Raw genomic sequence first — 18715 nt, forward strand, 5'->3', positions numbered from 1 at the left:
CGATCAGCCGACGCGGTACGCGGCGGCTCCGTTGTGGAGGAACCGGGCGCGACCGTACTCGTCGGAACCGACCAGCGACAGCACCTGGTGGACTCCGGATTCCGGCTCGACGGTGATGATCGCGCGGTCACCGAGCCGGACCACCTCGGCTCGGTTCCGGGGCGTGCCGGCGGACGAGCTTCGGGGGCGGTGGGTGAGGAAGGCGCGGCCGTTCTCGACGGCGAGGGTGATGTCGTACGCCGTGGTGCGGTAGGTCCCGCCCATGCGGTCCGGGTCGATCGGAGCCGGGTTCGCGGGCGGCACGGGCAGCGGGGTCGTCTCGACCCCGGCGAGGTCCCGGAGCACCGCGCTGAAGATCTCGTAGGCCATCGGTTCCCCACCCGAGCTGTTGGTGAGCACGGCCACCGCGACGCCCGCCGAGGGCGCCACGCGAACGAAAGCCTTCTGTCCCTTCGAGACGCCGGTGTGGCCGAGCACGCCGTCGCGGTGGAGCATCCAGCCGAGCCCCCAGCCGACGATCCCGCCGCCGAAGTCCGGGACGGAGTCGAGCTGGGGTTCGCGCAGCGGCGCGAGCGTCTCGTCGGTGAGGTGCAGGCGGACGAACTCCAGCAGGTCGCGGGCGCTCAGCGCGAGGTGCGAGCCGCTGGGCACGCAGTGGTAGCGGACCGCCCACGACGTGGTGGGCACGAGTTGCCCGTCCGCTTCGACGTGGCCGACGGCGGCGCGGTGCAGGATCGCCTCGTACGGGTCGACGGCGACGGTGCGCAGGCCGAGCGGAGCGACCAGGTGTTCGCGGAGCACGTCGTGGAAAGGCTTGCCGCGCAGGACTTCCACGAGCCGGCCGAGGAGCGCGTAGCCGCTGTTGGAGTAGGAGAACACGGTGCCCGGCGGGAAGCGGTGGTCGGCTTCGGCGAGGGTGGCGACGAACTTCTCGATGGCGTCGTCGTTGCGCCCGCTGTCGACCGGGTGGTTGCCGTCGAGGCCACCGGTGTGGGTGAGCAGGTGGCAGGCGGTCAGCGACGCGGTGGCGGCCGGGTCGCTGAGCCGGAACCCGGGCAGGTACTCGCGGACGGGATGGTCGAGGTCCAGCACGCCCTCGTTCACCAGTTGCCGGACCAAGGTGGCGGTCCAGAGCTTGGTGATCGAGCCGATCTTGAAGACCGAGTCGGTCGTGGCCTCGACGCGCGTGTGCAGGCTCAGCACGCCCGCGGCTTCGTCCTCGATCTCCCCATCGGCCAGCACGGCGACCTGCGCGCCCGGTACGTCGTACTTCCCGATGAGCTCGCCCAGATTCCACCCCATGCCGCCAACGTAGCGGCGGTCCCGGGACGCCGGGGGATGGCGGGCGTCCCGGGACCCGGGTCAGAGGCGTTCGATGACGGTCGCGTTGGCGAGGCCGCCGGCCTCGCACATCGTCTGCAGGCCGTAGCGGCCGCCGGTCTGCTCCAGGACCGACAGGAGCGTCGTCATGAGCCGTCCACCGCTGGCGCCGAGCGGGTGGCCGATGGAGATGGCGCCGCCGTTGATGTTGACCTTGTTCAGGTCGGCACCCAGTTCCGCCTGCCAGGCCAGCACGACGCTGGCGAACGCTTCGTTGACCTCGAACGCGTCGATGTCCGACAGCTTCAGGCCCGCGCGGTCGAGGACCTTGCGGGTCGCCGGGATGACGCCGGTGAGCATGTACAGCGGGTCGTCGCCGACCACCGAGAACGAGTGCAGGCGCGCCCGCGGCTTGAGGTCGAGCTTCTTCGCCGTGTCGCTGCTGGTGATGAGCACAGCGGAGGCGCCGTCGTTGATCGGCGAGGAGTTGCCGGCCGTCACGCGCCAGTCGATCTGCGGGAAACGCTCCGACCACAGGTCGGCCTTGAACGCCGGCTTGAGGCCCGCGAGGATCTCGGGCTTGGTGCCCGGGCGCACCGACTCGTCGGTCGTCACGTCCACGAGCGTGCCGTCGGGGCCCGGCGCTTTGAGCGCGGCGACCTCGCCGGCGAACTTGCCGTCGGCCCAGGCCTGGGCGGCGCGGCGGTGGCTCTCGGCGGAGTACGCGTCGAGCTGCTCGCGCGAGAAACCCCACTTGGCGGCGATGAGCTCGGCGCTGATGCCCTGCGGCACAAGACCTTCGGGATAGCGCGCGGCGACCCCGGCGCCGAACGGGTCCTTGCCGGCCATCTGGCTGCCCATCGGCACGCGGCCCATGGACTCGATGCCGGACGCGATGGCGATGTCGTACGCGCCGCTCAGCACACCCTGCGCGGCGAAGTGGATCGCCTGCTGGCTGCTGCCGCACTGGCGGTCGACGGTCACCGCGGGCACCGACTCCGGCAGCCCCGCGGCGAGCGCGGCCCAGCGCGCGGTGTTCATGCTCTGCTCGCCGATCTGCCCGACGGCGCCGCTGATCACGTCGTCGATCAGCGTGGGGTCGATACCGGTGCGCTCGACCAGCGACCGGATGGCATGCGCGTGCAGATCGACCGGGTGGACCCCCGCCAGCTTGCCCGTGGGCTTGCCCTTGCCGATCGGTGTCCGCACCGCGTCGACGATGACCGCGTCCCTCATGACCTGCCTCCTCGCATAGCCGCTTGATCCCGTTGTACGCCCACCGAGTTGGATAACACAACTCACTGCGCGAGCGCTGTCGGCCACCTCACACCGCCCAGGTGACGTGCTAGGTTGGAAATTCCTGCTGGGGCGTAACGGAGGTGGGACGGATGACGGCGCGAGGCCGGGAATGCTCGATTGCGGACGCGCTCGAGGTGGTCGGCGAGCGGTGGAGCCTGCTCGCGCTCCGGGAGATCATGCTGGGCGAGCGGCGGTTCAACCAGATCGCCGAGAACACCGGGGCCAGCCGCGACATCCTCGCGGCGCGGCTGCGCAAGCTGGTCGACGCCGGCGTGCTCGAGAAGCGTCAGTACGAGAACCACCCGCCGCGCTTCGAATACCTGCCGACGGAGTCCGCGAAGGCGCTTCAGCCGGTGCTGCTCGGCCTCATGCAGTGGGGCGACCGGTTCATCCGCCAGGGCCCGCCGCCCACGGTGTACGAGCACGAGTGCGGTGAAGAGCTCCGGCTGAAGAGCGTGTGCGCGCACTGCGGCGAGCCGATCGCGTCGACGGGCCTGCACGCGGTCCGGCTCGGCGCGGTGCACTGATCTTCCCCTGACGCACACGGCTTCCGGGCCGGGCGGGCGCGTGCCAGGATGGCCGCGGAAGCCGTCCGGCCGGGCGGTGGTGCCGGGAAGGGGCGGCGTGCCGGAACGGATCCTGGTGACCGGCGGGACCGGTCAGCTCGGCAGTGTGGTGGTCGACCGCCTGGTGGCGGCGGGCGAGCAGGTGCGCGCGCTGAGCCGCCGGCGCCGCGGCGGAGGCGGCGCCGAATGGGTGGTCGGCGATCTGCGCTCCGGCCGCGGCATCGACACGGCGCTGGCCGGCTGCGACGTCGTCCTGCACTGCGCCACCGACTACCGGCACGAAGTCGCCACGATGCGCACGCTCGTGGAGGCCGCGCGGTGGACGGGCAACCCGCCGCACGTCGTGTACGTGTCCATCGTCGGTGTCGACCGCGTACCGCTCGGCTACTACGCGGCGAAGCTCGCGGCCGAGGAGGTGCTCGCGGGTTCCGGGCTGCCGCACACGATCCAGCGCGCCACGCAGTTCCACTCGCTCGTGCGCGCCGTGCTCGCGGGCGCGGCCCGGCTGCCCGTGGTCCCGGTGCCGCGCTGGCGGTTCCAGCCGGTGGACGTGCGGGACCTCGCGGTGCGCCTGGGCGAGCTGGCCAAGGCCGAGCCCGCGGGCCGGGCGCCGGACTTCGGCGGACCGGAGGTGCTGGCGGCGACGGACCTGGCGAAGGCGGTGCTGGCGGCGAGCAGCCGGACGAAACGCGTGGTGCCGGTGCGGCTGCCCGGCGCGTTGTTCCGCGCCTACGCCGAGGGCGGCAACCTCGCGCCCGGCCACTCCGACGGGGTGATCACCTTCCGGCAGTACCTGGCGGAGCAGGCGAATCCGGCGGCGCTGCGCTACCACTGACACCACTGGCACCACCGACTTCGCGTGGGGTGACCAGCAACTTCAGCACGTCGGCGAAGAGCGAGTCCGGCACCGCCGACGCTTCGACGCCGCGTTCCACCGCGAGCCCGTTGGATAGCGCCAGCACCACCACGGCGAGCTGCTCCGGCGGCAGCGGCAGCTCGACGCCGTGCTGGGCCGCGGCGCGCGTGATGGCCGCGGTGATGGCGTCGCGCAGCTGGGCCCGGCGCAGTGCGAGTCCTTTGTGGACGGCCGGGTTGCGCATCGCGATTCCCCAGTACTCCAGCAGGAGCCGGTGCCAGGTCGCGTCCGTGTCCACGCCCGCGGCCAGCCGCGCACCCGCCTCCGCGGTGGCCTCGCCGAGATCGCTCAGCTCGTCGAACGCCGTGGTGGCCGAACGCATCCGCTCCACGATGTGCTCTTCCATGATGGTGAGCACGAGGTCGTCGCGGCCCTCGAAGTTCGAGTAGACCGCGCCCTTGGTGAGGCCGGCCGCCGCGGCGATGTCGTTGAGCGACGTGGCCGCGATGCCTTGCCGGGCGAACACCTCGCCCGCGGCGTCGATGATCTTGCGCCGGGTCTCGGCGCGGCTCGGGCGACGGCGCGGGGTCCGCGAAGGGGCCATGGGCCGGAGACTACAGCTCCCTCACCTGGACGTTTTTCGTTGACTGTGATCCAGGTCATCTGGTAAGCCTCTGACCCGATACCGGTTGGTATTGAGTTGGAGGTCCCGTGCCCACTGTCAGCGTCGACATCCGCCGAAAGCTCTCCGCCCTCGCCGTCGTCACCGCGATGGCCGCGACGGTCTTCACCGCCGCCGCGCCGTCCGCCACCGCCGCCGACGCGCCGTCGCCCGGAAATCCCGCCGGTGACCCGTTCTACGCCCAGCCCTCGCCGTTCCCCGACGTCGCGCCGGGCACCGTGCTCGACTCGCGGCCCGTCACCATCCGCGCGCTGGCCCTGCCCGTGCCGGTGCGCGCCTGGCAGGTGAAGTACCGCTCGACCGACACCGACGGCGCCGCCATCGCCGACGTCGCCACGATCATGCAGCCGGTGAACCCGCCGGCGGGCGGTGCGCGCAAGCTCGTGTCGTACCAGACCGCGCAGGACGGGCTGACCACCGGCTGCGCGCCTTCCTCCGTCCTCACCACGGGCACGGCGCCGCCGGCCGAGGAGCTCGCGCTGATGCTCCCGCTCGTCGCGGCGGGGTACACCGTGGTGACCGCCGACTACGAAGGCCCGGACTCCGAGTGGGCGGCCGCCGCCAACACCGCCCACGGTGTGCTGGACGGGATCCGCGCCGCACAGTCGTTCCCGCCCGCCGGGCTCGCCGGCCCGAGCACGCCGACGGGCTTGATCGGCTATTCGGGCGGCGCGCTCGCCAGCGAATGGGCCAACGAGCTGCAGCCGCAGTACGCGCCGGAGCTGAGGTTCGCCGGGGTCGCCGCCGGCGGCGTGCCCGCGGACCTCGACTACATCGCGCGCCACATCGACGGCGGTCCGTTCGCGGGCATCTACGTGGGCGCCGCTGTCGGGCTCGCCCGCGCGTATCCGGAGATCGACACGGACGCACTGCTCAACGCGCGCGGCAAACAGGCGTTTGCCGAGGTCGGCAAGCAGTGCATCGCGCAGTTCACGGTCGGGCAGGCGTTCCGGCGCATGCGCGACTACACCACCGTGCCGCAGCTGCTCGACGTGCCCGCGGTGAAGCGCGTGATCGCCGAGAACACCATGGGCCGCTTCAAGCCCGGCTCGCCGGTCTACGTCTACCAGGGCGTGTTCGACGAACTGGCGTTCTCGCCGCCGGTGGACAAACTGGTGCGCACGTACTGCGCGCAGGGGGTTTCCGTGCAGTACCACCGGATCCCGATCGGCGACCACGTGACGGTGGCGGTGCAGGGCGCCCCCGGCGCGCTGGCCTACCTCGCCGACCGGCTGGCGGGCAAGCCCGCGCCCAGCACGTGCTGAGGCGCGCACGGGTGGCGGTCCCGCCGGAGGGGGAGGGGCCGCCACCCGAGTCGTCCGACGGCTTTGATCCGGTTGCGCCGGAAACCGATCCACCTCCGTCGTTGGCGGCAAATAATTCCGAAGAATCTTGACCAGGTTCGGGCAGACATCCTATGTTTGGCGAGCTTCAGGCCTCGCTCACGGCCGGATTCCGCCTTCGACGACGAACGGACCTGTCATGTCGGACCTCTCCTCCCCGCCCTCCCGTCGGACCTTTCTCAAGCTCGGTGGCGCCGTCGGCGCGGGCTTCGCCTTGAGCGGGTTTCGCCCGTTCACGGCGCAAGCGTCGCCCGTGCGGCCGCCCTCTGCCGACCTCGTGGCCGACGCCGCCGCGACGACCCTGTGGTACCCCGCGCCGGCCGTCGAGTCGCACGTGATCGAGCAGGCGCTGCCGATCGGCAATGGTCGGATCGGTGGCCTCGTCGGCGGTGACCCCGCGGCCGACTACGTGTACTTCACCGACTCGTCGCTCTGGACCGGCGGGCTCAACGACACGGTGCAGGACGACGGCCAATTGCCCTACGGCAAGGACGACTTCGGCAGCTTCGGCCTCCTGGCCAAGGTGCGGCTGAAGCTGCCCGCCCACACCGGTGTCAGCGGCTACCGGCGAACCCTGGACCTCAGCAACGGCCTCGTCACCGCGACCTACGGCCTGCGCGGCGCGACCTACCGGCGCGAGGTCTACGCCAGCTATCCCGACGACGTCGTGGTGATCCGGCTGACGCAGCAGGGCGGTGGCTCCTACACCGGCTCGGTGACGCTGGAAGGCACTCGCGACGAGAAGCCGACGGCGGGCGGCGGCGCCGTGTCGCTGGGCGGCACCTTCGCGAACGGCCTGAAGTACAGCACCGCCGTCACCGCCGCGTCGAAGGGCGGGCGCGTCAGCGTCTCGGGCACGGAGGTGACCTTCACCGGCTGCGGCGAGGTGGTGATCGTGGTCTGCGGCGGCACGAACTACGTGCCCGACGCGGCGCGGCACTACCTGGACGCCGGGGCGAACCCGGCTTCCGTGGCCGTCGGCAAGGTGAAGGCCGCGGCCGCCGCTTCCGGCACGGCGCTGCTGGCCACGCACGTGCAGGACTACCGCAAGCTGTTCGACCGCATGAAGGTCGACCTCGGGCAGTCGCCGGCCAACCGGCGCACCCTCGACTCGTGGTCGCGCATCGCGGTGCGCAACACCGACCCGGGCACGCCCGACCCGGAGCTCGAGGCGAGCTACGTGCAGTTCGGCCGGTACCTGACGATCACCGGCTCCCGCAGCGGCCTGCCGATCAGCCTCCAAGGCTTGTGGCTCAACAACAACTCGCCCGACTGGTACAGCGACTACCACACCGACATCAACCTGGAGATGAACTACTGGCTCGCCGACCGCGCGGGCCTGAAGGAGTGCTTCACCGCGCTGGCCGACTACTGCCTCGCGCAGCTGCCGTCGTGGACCGACACGACGAAGCGGCTGTTCAACGATCCTCGCAACCGGTTCCGCAACAGCACCGGCAAGATCGCCGGCTGGGCCATCGCGTTCTCCACCAACATCTACGGCGGCTCCGGCTGGGCCTGGCACCCGGCAGGCAACGCGTGGCTGTGCAACAACCTGTGGGACCACTACGAGTTCACCCAGGACAAGGCCTACCTCGCGAAGGTCTACCCGGTGCTCAAGGGCGCGACGGAGTTCTGGGAGGCGCGCCTGGTCACCAAGACCATCGACGGCAAGGACTACCTCGTCAGCGACACCGACTGGTCGCCGGAGCACGGCCCGGACGCGCAGGGCAACACCTACTCCCAGGAGCTCGTCCACGACCTGTTCGGCCACTTCGCGCAGGCGACGCAGATCCTCGGCCGCGACGGCGACTACGGCCGGACGATCACCGGGATGCGCGACCGGCTGCACCTGCCGACTGTCAGCCCGGTCACCGGCTGGCTGCAGGAATGGCTCTCGCCGGAGAACCTGGGGGAGACGACCCACCGGCACCTCTCGCCGCTCATCGGGTTCTTCCCCGGCGACCGCATCAACACCGACACCGCGTCGAAGGAACTGATCGACGGGGTGCGCAACCTGCTGATCGCCCGCGGTATGGACACCTTCGGCTGGGGCTGCGCGTGGCGCTCGGCGTGCTGGGCCCGACTCAAGGATGCCGACCGCGCGTATCAGCTCTTCCTGACCGTGCTGCGGCCTTCGTTCAACAACGGCAACGGCACGGCGGCCAACTTCTTCGACATGTACAGCCAGGGCAGCTACACGATCTTCCAGATCGACGCGAACCTCGGCGGGCCGGCCGCGGTGCTGGAAATGCTGCTGTACTCGCGCTCCGGCGTGATCGAGCTGCTGCCCGCGCTGCCGTCGGCCTGGGCGGAGTCCGGCCATGTGACCGGCATCGGCGCGCGCGGCGGGTTCGAGGTCGACCTCGAGTGGCGGCGCGGCAAGGTCACCAAGGCGGTCGTGCGCAGCGTCGGCGGTACGGAGACCGAACTGCGCGCGGGCAGCTGGAAGCAGCAGGTCCGGCTGCGTCCGGGCCAGTCGGTCACCGTCACCCCGCGGTGACCGGACGGGCGCCGGATGGTTCCCGTCCGTACCTTCCGGCGCCCGTGCCGCTCGTCGGTTCGACCTCGAACAGTGTAGCGTTCAACTACATGAGTCGGACGGATCGGGAGCGGGCATGAACATCGCGTTGTGGATCGCGGCGGGGATTTCGGCAGTGCTGTACCTGGGGGCGGGCGGGATGAAGCTCGCCACGCCGCGGAAGAAGCTGCTGGAAAACCCCAACATGGGCTGGGTCGAGGACTTCTCGGACACCTCGGTCAAGCTGATCGCGCTCGCGGAGGTGCTCGGCGCGATCGGCCTGATCCTGCCGCAGGCCCTGGACATCGCGCCCGTGCTGACGCCGATCGCGGCGGTGGGCCTGGCGATCGTGGCCTTCGGGGCGATCGTGGTGCACGCGCGGCGCAAGGAGCCGAAGGCCGTGCCGGTCAACGTGGTGCTGCTGGTGCTGACCGTGTTCGTCGCCGTGGGCCGCTTCGCCGGCTGAGCGGACCCTCACCCGGGCGTCGGTCTCGACCGGTCTCCGGCGCCGCGGCTGGCCTAGGCTGGACGCGGCGACGGACGGGAGGCCCTAGGTGGACGTCGATCTGCGGAAGGTGCGCTACTTCGTCGCCGTGGCCGAGGAACTGCACTTCGGCCGGGCGGCGGAGCGGTTGCACATCGCGCAGCCCGTGCTGTCGCGCCAGATCCGGGCGCTCGAAGAGGAGCTGCGCGCGCAGCTGTTCGTCCGCGACCGGCGCTCGACGGAGCTCACGGCCGCCGGCCGGCAGCTGCTCGAGGACAGCCGGCCGATCCTCGCGTCGGCCGACGCGTTGCGGCGACGCGTGGCGCTGGCCGCGCGCGGTGCTTCGACCTTCACCATCGGTTTCATGCCGGGCATCACCGTGACCGAACCCGTGCGGGCGCTGACGGACCGCCATCCCGGGCTCGACGTCGAGCTGGTCCGGACCACGTGGGACGACCAGACCCAGGTGCTGCACGACGGCCGCGCCGACGTCGGCATCGTCCGGCTGCCGGTGGACCCGCGCGGGCTCACGGTGCGGCCGATGTTCAGCGAGCCGCGCGTGGCCATCCTGCCGGTGTCGCACCGGCTGGCGGGCAAGGAGTCCGTGGACGTGGCCGACCTCGCCGACGAGCACCTGCTCAACGACCCGGACGCGGTGCCGGAGTGGCGGGCCGTCGCGACCGAGCTGCGCACCGGCGGCGCCGCGCGGCCCCGCGGGTTCCGCAGCATCGAGGAGAAGCTGGAGCACGTGGCCGCCGGTCTGGGCATCGCCATCGTGCCGCTGTCCACTTCGGAGTACTACACGCGCCCGGACGTCACCCACGTGCCGGTCGGTGACCTGCCGCCGGGCCAGGTCGCCCTGGCGTGGGTCGCCGCGCGGCGCTCGCGGCTGATCTACGAGTTCGCGGAGCTCGTCACAGCCTGACTGCGGGGCGCGCGCTCGTGTGGTAGGCCAAGACCATGAACGCGCTGGGCTCGTACGTCGAGTCGTGGTCTCCCGAACCGGTCACCGACACCGACGCGCTCCCGGCCGGACCGGCCGCCGCGCTGTCCGCGGCGCTGGACCTGCCGCGGCCGGCCGCCGTCGCAGGGCAGGCGCTGCCGCCGCTGTGGCACTGGCTGTACTTCCTGGAATGGCCGCGGCAGGCGGAGATCGGCGCCGACGGCCACCCGGCGGACGGCCACTTCCTGCCGCCGCTGCCGGACCGGCGGCGGATGTTCGCCGGCGGACGCCTGGAGGTCCGGGCGCCGCTCGTGCTGGGCACGCCGGCCGAACGGACGCGGTCGCTCGGCGACGTCGCGGTGAAGCACGGCCGCACGGGCGAGATGCTGTTCGTGACCGTGCGGTCGGAGATCAGCCAGGACGGGACCGTGCGCGTGGTCGAGGAACAGGACATCGTCTACCGCTCCGGCGAGGACGCCGGGCGCACCGCACTGGCCGCGCTCGACGTGACCGGCGAGCCGGAGTCGGCCGCCGAATGGCAGCAGGTGTGGACGCCGGATCCCGTGCTGCTGTTCAGGTTCAGCGCGCTGACGGCCAACGCGCACCGCATCCACTACGACGAGCCGTACGTGACCGGCACCGAGGGGTACCCGGGTCTCGTGGTGCACGGCCCGTTGCTCGTGCTGCTCCTGCTGGAGCTCGCGCGCACCCGCGCGCCGGAACGCGCGATCCCCTCGCTGTCCTACCGATTGCGCCGCCCCGTGTTCGCGGGCGAGCACCTCCTTGCGACGGGCGTGCCCGCCGAAGGAGGCGCGGCGCTGCAGGTCGACTCCGCGCGTGCGGAAGCCGTGGCGACCGCGGACGTCGCGTTCGCCTGACGGCGGTTCAGGCCCGGCGCGCCTCGGCGGGGGACACCGGTGGGTCGGCCTCGACGCCGTGCAGCACGTGGGCGAGGACTTCCGCGCCGCGCACGACGCGCGGGCCGGGACGGTTGAAGTAGGCCGGACCGTCGAGCAGCCACACCGCGCCGGCCCGCACCGCCGGGAGCTCCGCCCAGCCCGGCAACGCCGTGAGGACGTCGAACTCCGCCGCCGTGCGGTCGGGACTGAAGCCGCACGGCAGGACGAGCAGCACGTCCGGGCGCGCGGCGACCACCGCGTCCCACGGGATCGGGTGCGTGTGCTCGCCGGGCGCCGCGAGCAGGGGTTCGCCGCCGGCCGCGGTGATCTGCTCGGGCACCCAGTGGCCCGCGGGCCACAGCGGGTCGAGCCATTCCAGCGCGACCACACGGGGCCGAGGCTTGCCGGCAACGCGGTCGCGCACGGCGTCGAGCCGGGCGGCGAGCGAACGGACGCGCTCGGCGGCGAGCTCCGGCACACCCAGCGCGTCGCCGAGCGTGGTGACGCAGTCGAGGACCTCGGTGAGCCGCCGGGGTTCCAGGCTGAGCACTTTCGGCCCCGCGTCGAGCATCCGCACGGCTTCGGCGACGCGGGTGTAGGACACCGCGCACACCTCGCACAGGTCCTGGGTGAGCACGAGGTCCGGCGCGAGCTCGGCCAGCCGCGCGGTGTCCACTGAGTACAGCGACGAGCCGCGGTGGGCCGAACCGCCGACGGCGTCGGAGATCTCGCGGCTGGTCAGCACGGCGTCGTCCACCTCGGCCGCGGTGACGACCGGCACCGACTCGACGCCGGGCGGCCAGTCGCATTCGTGGGTGCGGCCGACCAGGTCACCGAGGCGGCCGAGCTCCGCGACGAGGTCGGTGGCGGCGGGCAGCAGTGACACGATCCGCATGGTTCGAACCTAGCCCGCGCCGGACCGCCCCGCGCGGGGGAGGCCGGACCGCAATCACCGTGGGTAGCGCCGCGCGTCGAGTCCACTGTGGACTGACTGCGCGCGGTGTCCGGACGGGCGCGCACCGTGACAGGTCAAGCCGTTGTGGCGCCGGGAGTGTTACGCAGGACACATCCCGCTCGGCGCGCGTGAACACGGTGGTCTGGGGGAATCTGTCGAAAGACCGGGATCTCCCTCAAAACCGGCCGACCTTGTTGTGTGGCCGGTGTGACCGTGGGTAGCGTGCGGCTTTCGGGAAACCGAAAGGGAGGCTCTCGGGTTACCGACAGGGGAGAAGCGGGAGAATGTACGCCGAGGAGCGCCATCAGACGATCCTGGACATGGCGCGCAAAAACGGCCGGGTGGACGTGGCCGGGCTGGCGACGCAGTTCGACATCACCACGGAGACCGTGCGCCGGGACCTGACCGCGCTCGAACGCCGCGGGGTGCTGCGCCGCGTCCACGGCGGCGCGATCCCGGTCGAAAGCGGGGGCACCGAACTCGGCCTGCCTGTGCGCGACTCGGCCATGGCCGCGGAGAAACGGCGCATCGCGAAGGCGGCGCTGGACCTCGTGCCCGCCGAAGGCGCGATCCTGCTCGACGCGGGCAGCACCGTCGGCGAGCTGGCCGGCATCCTGCCGGTGGAGCGCGAGCTCACGGTGGTCACCAACGCGGTCACGATCGCGGTCACCCTCAGCGGCCGCGGCAACGTGACGGTGATGCTCGTCGGCGGCCGGGTCAAGGGCCGCTCGCTCGCCGCCGTGGACAACTGGGCGCTGCGCGCGCTCGGCGACACCTACGTGGACGTGGCTTTCATGGCCACCGACGGCGTGTCCGTGGAACGCGGCCTGACCACCCCGGACTCCTCGGAGGCGATGGTCAAGCGCGCGGCGATCGCGGCCGCGCGCCGGACGATCGTGCTCGCCGACCACACGAAGATCGGCAACGACCACTTCGCGCGCTTCGGCGATCTGGACGACGTGGACACGCTCATCACCGACGACCACGTCGACCCCGGAGCCCTCGACGAGATCCGCCACACGGGTACGAAGGTGCTCACTGTGTGACCGCGAGCGCCCTGCTGTCCCACCCGGTTGATCGACAGCTGGCACAGTGGCACCGGCAGCAAGATCCCGCCGGGCATGAGCGCCCGCGATGCGTGGAGGAGGCGCGGTGGCCGTTCGGAGTGGCCTGCGGCCGGTGCCCGGAACCGAGCTGGCCGGGCGGGACTGGGAACTTTCGCTGCTCGTGCGGAAAGCCCGCGACGCCGCGCTCGGCGAAGGCCAGGCGGTGCTGCTGCGCGGCCCGGCGGGCATCGGCAAGACGAAGCTGGTGGCGGCCGCGCTCGACGAGCTCGACACCGTCGCCGCCACGGTCCTCACCGTCACCTGCCCGGAAAGCGGCTCGTCGGCGTACGAAGCGGTTCGCGCGCTCTTCGCGCCGCTGGACCTGACCGGCGCCGGCCTGCCCGACGGGAGTGCCCGGCTCGCACTGCCCGCGCTGGAGCCGGGCGGCGCCGAGGGCGCGGCGGCCGACACGTACGCCGTGATGCATGGCCTGCACTGGCTCACGGCTGGGCTCACCGCCGACGGGCTCGTGGTGCTCGCCGTGGACGACGTGCAGTGGTGTGACGAGACTTCGTTGCGGTGGCTGGGTTTTCTGTTGCGCCGCGCGGAGAACCTGCCGCTGCTCGTGGTGATGACCCAGCGCACCGGCCGTGATGCACCGCGCCCGGAGGTGCTCGGCGAGATCGGGGCGACGCTGACCTGCCTCACGCTCGACCTGGAACCGCTGGGGCCGCAAGCGGTGGCCGAGGTGCTGCAGGCGCGCTTCGGCGCGAGTCCGGACGAGGCCTTCGTGCGCAAGTGCGTGGAGGTGACGGGCGGGAACCCGTTCCTGCTCGACCGCGTGGTGACACAGCTGCGCGGCAGTGCCGATCCGCGCGTCGTGCCTGATGCGACGCACGTGCCGGCGCTCGACGAGCACGGCCGCGAGGTCGTGGCGCGCTCGGTGCTGGACCGGCTGCCGGCCGCCGCGTTCGCCGTCGCCCGCGCGATCGCCGTGCTGGGCGGGGAAGAGCTCGAGCTGATCGCGGCACTCGCCGGCACCCAGCCGGGGCCGGCGGCGGCCGCCGTGCGCGCGTTGCGAGCCGACGACCTGCTGCTGCCCGACCGGCTGGAGTACACCCACGACCTGATCCGCCACGCGGTCGTGGACGCCGTCTCCGCCGAACAGCTGCACGCGTTGCGGGAACGCGCGGCCACGCTGCTCAACGACAACGGCCGGGCCCCGGAGGAAGTCGCGGTGCAGCTGCTGCTCCTCAGCGGGCGGCCGCAGCCGTGGATGGTGAACGTGCTGCGCGACGCGGCTGTCGTCGCGGAGAACCGCGGCGCTCCGGCGGCCGCGGCCCGCTACCTGACGCGCGCGCTCGCGGCGGACGAGGACAGCGTGGCCGTGCTCGGGCACGTCGCCCGGGTGCTCGCCCAGGTCGACCCGAAGGCGGCGCTCGGGCACCTCGAACGGGCGCTGGACCTCGTGACCGATCCGCGGCGCCGGGTGCCGCTGGCGGTGCAGTACGCGCTGACTTCGCTCACGTCGCAGAACTCCTTGCGCGCCTACGCGCTGGCGGAGTCGGTGCTCGACCGGTTCGACGAGGCCGTCGGCGGCACCCCGTCGGCACAGGACCGGTCGACGCGGACGCTGCTGGAGTCGGTGCTGCTGCTGTCGGGCATGGACGAGAAGGCCACCGTGCGCCAGGTCGGAGAGCGCTTCCGCGACGCCGTGCCGCCGCAGGGAGACACGGCCGAGGAACGGCAGCTGCTGGCGATGCTCGCCTCGCTCGGGACGCTGCAGGGCAGACCGGCGGCCGAGCTCGCCGGGCACGCCCGCAAGGTCCTCTCGATCGGCGACGTCACGCCCGGCGGCTGGGCCGTGCTGGGCGCGGTGCTCACGCTGTACCTCGCCGACGACGTCGAGCCGTCGCTCGCCGCGCTCGGCGACCTGATGGAACACGCGCAGCGCCGCGGCGAGGCGTGGACCTACACGCTCGGGGCCAGCACCCGCTCGCTGGTGTTGCTGTGGACGGGAAACTCCGCCGACGGCCTCTCCGACGCACAGTTCGCCCACGACATCATCACGCAGGAGGCGTGGGGCGACGCGGGCGCGATGCCGCAGGCGGCGCTCGCGGCGGCGCTGATCCGCCACGGTGAACCCGCCCGGGCGTTGCAGGTTCTCGACAGCGTGCGCCGGCCGCGGCTCGACCGGTTCACGCTGGAGTACCACTGGGTCCTGATGGCGCGGGCCCGCGCGCTCGCCGCCACCGGCGACGGGCCCGGCGCGCTGGAGCAGCTGTTGCGCTGCCGCGACAGCCTGGCCGAGGCCGACATCGCCAACCCGGTGCTCGCGCCGTGGTGGTACGAGGCGGCCGAGGTGCTGGCGGGGCTGGGCCGGAGTGACGAGGGCTGGGCCGGGATCGAAGAAGCCGAAGAAGGCGCGGCCCGGTGGGGCACCGCCCGCGCGCTCGGCATGGTCCGGACCGCGCGCGGCGTGCTGACGCCGGGCGCCACGGGCATCGACCTGCTCGCCGAGGCCGCCGAGATCCTGGCTCCGTCCCCGGCGAAACTGGAGCACGCCCGCGCGGAGTTCCTGCTCGGCCGGCGGCTGTTCCACCGCGGCGACGCGGAGGGCGCGCGGGACCGGCTGCGCCGCTCGATCGACGTCGCCGTGCTGTGCCGGGACAAGTTGCAGCTGAACCAGTCGCTGCCGGCGCTGGCCGAGGCGGGCGGCCGGATGCGGCGCGGGACGGCGTCGCCGGCCGACGCGTTGAGCGGCAGCGAGCGGCGCGTCGCGGAGAAGGCGGCCGAGGGCGCGACGAACCGGGAGATCGCCGAGTCGTTGTTCCTCACGGTGCGTACGGTCGAGCTGCACCTGACGGGCGTGTACCGCAAACTCGGGCTGAAGGGGCGGGCGGAGATCGCCGAGGCGCTGAGCGAGCAGCCGTGAAGCGTTCTACACCCTCCGTGACGGCTTGAGGACGGTAGAAGTACCGCCGTGAATGGTCACCGATCGTTACGGTTGCCCACGCGTCCGGCGCTGTCGGGCGCGCAGGGGCAGAAATTCACTACCTCCTAACGTGGGAAACAGCGATAGTCATTCTCCGGGGATAACCTTCAGTGCAGAATCGGTAGCCTGAGCGTCACTGGATGGGATGGCCGGGGAGGTGGGTGTGCAGAATCGCCGAACACGCTTCGTGACCGGCGTGGTGAGCGGCGGCGGGTCCGCCGGCCCGCTCCTGGGCCGCGAATCGGCGCTGCGGACGGCCGGAGAGCTCGTCACGGCGCTCGGCGAGGGCCGCCCGGGGTTGCTCAGCGTGACCGGACCGCTGGGCGTCGGCCGCAGCGCGGTGCTGGGCCGGGTCGCCGAGGCGGCCGCGATGAGCGGGGCCGCGACGGCCGTCGCGCGGTGTTCGCCGGTGGAGACCGACATTCCCTACAGCGCCGTCACGCAGCTGCTCGCCGCGCTGTGCACGCCCGCCCGGTTCGCCGAGCTCGTGGAGCTGTGCGTGCGGGACAGCAGCGAGACGGGGTCCTGCACCTCGCCGGTGCACCTGGTCTGCGCGGAGTTCGCGGCGCTGAGCCGCCGCGGCCCGCTGGCGCTCGCGCTCGACGACCTGCAGTGGGCCGACCCTTGGTCGCTGTGCTGGCTCGAGGCGATGCTGCACCGCGTCGCCGGCGCGCCGATCCTGATCGCGACGACCTCCCACGGCTCGCTCGGCAGGTACCTGGGCGCGGACGCCGCGTTCGACGCGGCCTGGCCCGTCGAGCTGCAGGAGGTGGGCCTCGAACCGCTCAGCTCGGCCCAGACCGCAGCGTTCCTGACGAACACCACGGGCGAACCGGTCGACGAGGCCTTCGCGTCCGCCGCCATGGCCGCGACTCGCGGCTTTCCCGCGGTGCTGGCCCGCACGCTCGACCGGCTGCAGGCCGACGGCGTGCCGCCCGTCGCGGACCGGACGCCTGCGCTCGTCACGGCCGCGCGGGCGGTGTGGTCGGAAAGCACCTGCCGCGTCGCGCGCGGGTTGCCGGCCGATGCGATCGCGCTGCTGCAGGTCTTTGCCGTGTGCGGCGAGGACTTCGACTTCGAGCTCGCCGTCGCGCTCGCGCGGCTTTCCGAGTCCTCACCCGCGCAGGCGCTGGAGATCCTCGTGACGACCGGGCTCGCCGTGCCGGACCCGCCGCGGCTGGCCGAACCGCACCTGGCCGGCGAGGTGCTGGCGGTGATGCCGGCGAACGAGCGCGAGGACCTGTTCGTGCGCGCGGCGGCGCTCGGCCGGCGCACCGGGGTGGGCTCGGGCGCGATCGCCGACCTGCTCGCCGCGGCGCCGCCGGTGGGCCGGGCCTGGGCCGGCACGGCGCTCACGGACGCGGCGGCGTTGCGGTCGCGGCAGGGCCGCTCCGGTCCGGCGGTCACGGCGCTGCGCCGCGCACTGGGCGAACCCCTCGGCTCCGAGCAGCGGGCGCGCGTGCTCACGCGGCTCGCGACGCTGGAGGTCGCGCAGAGCCCGGACGCCAGTGACACCCGGCTGCGGCAGGTGCTGACCGCGCCGCCGTGCACCCGCTCGTGGCCCTCGGTGCTCGAAGCCGCCGACCTCCTCGTCGGCCGCGGCGACAACGAAACGGCGCGCCAGGTCGTGTCGGTGATGTGCGAGCGCGGCGCGGGGATCATCCCGCAACCGTCGCTGACGACGCTGGGCGTGATCGGCTGGATCGCGCAGGAGGAGGGACCGGCCGAACCCGAGGTGCCGGTCGAACCCCTGGCCGCGCCGGCGGATCCGGCCGCCGACGGTGACCCGGCCCAGGCCGGCGCGCTCGCGTGGCTGCTGGCCACCCGCGGGCAGGACCGCCCCCGCGCCGGCGCGCTCGCGCGCGAAGCGCTCGCCAACCCGGATGACGACGGCCCGCTGATGCCCAAGCTCATGGCCGGCCGCGCGCTCCTGTGCTGCTTCGAACCCGCCGAGGCGCTCTCCGGCCTCGACGCCGTGCTCAGCCAGGCGCGCATCCGGGACAATCGCGCGATCGCGGCGCAGGCGCTGCTGTACCGGGCGCTCGCCGCGGGCTGGCTCGGCCGCGCCGAGCAGGCGCGCCGCGATCTCTACACCGCCGGCCGCGAGCTGCCCGTGCGCTGCTGGCACCCGACGCTGGTGGCGCGGCACGTGGCCGGGGAGATGGCGACGTACCAGCAGCAGGGTGACGTCGAGAAGGCGCGGGAAGCCGAGGCGGCGCCGCTGCCGGCCGGAGCCGAACGCGGGGCCGGCTGGGCGTTCCTGCTCTACGAACGCGGCCGGCTGCGCCTCGCACGCGGTGACGTCGAAGGCGCGCTGACGGCGCTGCTGGAGTGCGGCCGGATCCTGCGGGGCCGGCACTGGCTCAACCCCATGTTGTCCCGCTGGCGCACCATCGCGGCCGTCGCGCAGCTGCGGCTGGGTGACCGCGCCGCGGCGCAGGAGCTGATCGCCGAGGAGAAGGCGCTCGGCGAAGCGTGGGGCGCGAGCGAGCTGCTCGACTGGATGCGTGAGGTGTCGTTCGCGAAACTCGGTGCGGGCGCGGCGATCCACCCGCCGGCGGCCCGGCCGGCACTGCGGCTGCCGGCCCCGCGGGACGAGGACGACACGACCGGCGGGCTGCTGTCGGAGCCCGAGCGCGAGGTGGTGGAGCTCGCCGCCGGCGGGATGGCGAACCGGGACATCGCGAAAGCGCTCTCTGTGGCGACGAGAACCGTGGAGCTGCGGCTCACCAAGGCCTACCGCAAGCTCGGGATCCGCGGCCGCGCACAGCTCGCGGCCCGGTGGGCGCCGGCGGGGCGGGGGGAGTGA

General features: G+C 72.8%; 14 protein-coding genes. 10 read left to right on the plus strand and 4 right to left on the minus strand.

All coding sequences use genetic code 11. The features are described from left to right. Positions 1–3: 3 nt before the first annotated feature. Together AB0878_RS21655 and AB0878_RS21660 are read right to left on the minus strand one after the other, a co-directional pair. Entirely contained in the window at positions 4–1302 is a 1299-nt protein-coding gene (locus AB0878_RS21655; protein ID WP_366582045.1) for a serine hydrolase domain-containing protein, read from the minus strand. A gap of 60 nt (positions 1303–1362) precedes the next feature. Continuing rightward, positions 1363–2556 (minus strand): thiolase family protein, encoded by a 1194-nt coding sequence (locus AB0878_RS21660; protein ID WP_366582046.1) that lies wholly within the window; start codon positions 2554–2556, stop codon positions 1363–1365. Between the two features lie 152 nt (positions 2557–2708). Between AB0878_RS21660 and AB0878_RS21665 the strand changes: the two genes are divergently transcribed. Both AB0878_RS21665 and AB0878_RS21670 read left to right on the plus strand, forming a co-directional pair. Continuing rightward, complete coding sequence (locus AB0878_RS21665; RefSeq protein ID WP_366582047.1) at positions 2709–3146, plus strand: helix-turn-helix domain-containing protein; 438 nt, start codon at positions 2709–2711, stop codon at positions 3144–3146. A gap of 97 nt (positions 3147–3243) precedes the next feature. Continuing rightward, positions 3244–4020 carry an NAD(P)H-binding protein gene (locus AB0878_RS21670; protein ID WP_366582048.1) on the plus strand — a complete coding sequence of 259 codons (777 nt, stop codon included), beginning with the start codon at positions 3244–3246 and terminating at the stop codon, positions 4018–4020. On the opposite strand, the gene AB0878_RS21675 is transcribed toward AB0878_RS21670, so the two are convergent. Continuing rightward, entirely contained in the window at positions 3962–4645 is a 684-nt protein-coding gene (locus tag AB0878_RS21675) for a TetR family transcriptional regulator (RefSeq protein ID WP_366582049.1), read from the minus strand. The genes AB0878_RS21670 and AB0878_RS21675 overlap by 59 nt on opposite strands. 107 nt (positions 4646–4752) lie before the next feature. Between AB0878_RS21675 and AB0878_RS21680 the strand changes: the two genes are divergently transcribed. From AB0878_RS21680 to AB0878_RS21700, 5 genes are all read left to right on the plus strand, one after another. Continuing rightward, entirely contained in the window at positions 4753–5988 is a 1236-nt protein-coding gene (locus AB0878_RS21680) for a lipase family protein (RefSeq protein ID WP_366582050.1), read from the plus strand. Between the two features lie 217 nt (positions 5989–6205). Further along, entirely contained in the window at positions 6206–8566 is a 2361-nt protein-coding gene (locus AB0878_RS21685; RefSeq protein WP_366582051.1) for a glycoside hydrolase N-terminal domain-containing protein, read from the plus strand. A 115-nt stretch (positions 8567–8681) separates the two neighbouring features. Beyond that, complete coding sequence (locus AB0878_RS21690; protein WP_366582052.1) at positions 8682–9050, plus strand: DoxX family protein; 369 nt, start codon at positions 8682–8684, stop codon at positions 9048–9050. 88 nt (positions 9051–9138) lie between these two features. After that, the gene (locus AB0878_RS21695) at positions 9139–9993 is read left to right on the plus strand and encodes a LysR substrate-binding domain-containing protein (protein WP_366582053.1); all 855 of its coding nucleotides are present in this window, start codon (positions 9139–9141) and stop codon (positions 9991–9993) included. A 35-nt stretch (positions 9994–10028) separates the two neighbouring features. Further along, on the plus strand, positions 10029–10889 hold the full coding sequence (locus tag AB0878_RS21700; RefSeq protein WP_366582054.1) for a hypothetical protein: 861 nt from the start codon (positions 10029–10031) through the stop codon (positions 10887–10889). Positions 10890–10896: 7 nt separating this feature from the next. On the opposite strand, the gene AB0878_RS21705 is transcribed toward AB0878_RS21700, so the two are convergent. Beyond that, positions 10897–11805, minus strand: a complete 909-nt coding sequence (locus tag AB0878_RS21705) for a cobalamin-binding protein (protein ID WP_366582055.1) — start codon at positions 11803–11805, stop codon at positions 10897–10899. A gap of 344 nt (positions 11806–12149) precedes the next feature. Here AB0878_RS21705 and AB0878_RS21710 point away from each other — a divergent pair, with 344 nt between their 5' ends. From AB0878_RS21710 to AB0878_RS21720, 3 genes are all read left to right on the plus strand, one after another. After that, positions 12150–12911, plus strand: a complete 762-nt coding sequence (locus AB0878_RS21710) for a DeoR/GlpR family DNA-binding transcription regulator (protein ID WP_366582056.1) — start codon at positions 12150–12152, stop codon at positions 12909–12911. Between the two features lie 106 nt (positions 12912–13017). Continuing rightward, positions 13018–15846 (plus strand): AAA family ATPase, encoded by a 2829-nt coding sequence (locus tag AB0878_RS21715; RefSeq protein ID WP_366582057.1) that lies wholly within the window; start codon positions 13018–13020, stop codon positions 15844–15846. A gap of 223 nt (positions 15847–16069) precedes the next feature. Next, a complete protein-coding gene (locus AB0878_RS21720; protein ID WP_366582058.1) occupies positions 16070–18715 on the plus strand; it encodes an AAA family ATPase in 2646 nt (881 codons plus the stop codon).

The sequence above is a fragment of the Amycolatopsis sp. NPDC047767 genome, assembly GCF_040704195.1.
In the GTDB taxonomy this organism is placed as follows: Bacteria; Actinomycetota; Actinomycetes; order Mycobacteriales; family Pseudonocardiaceae; genus Amycolatopsis.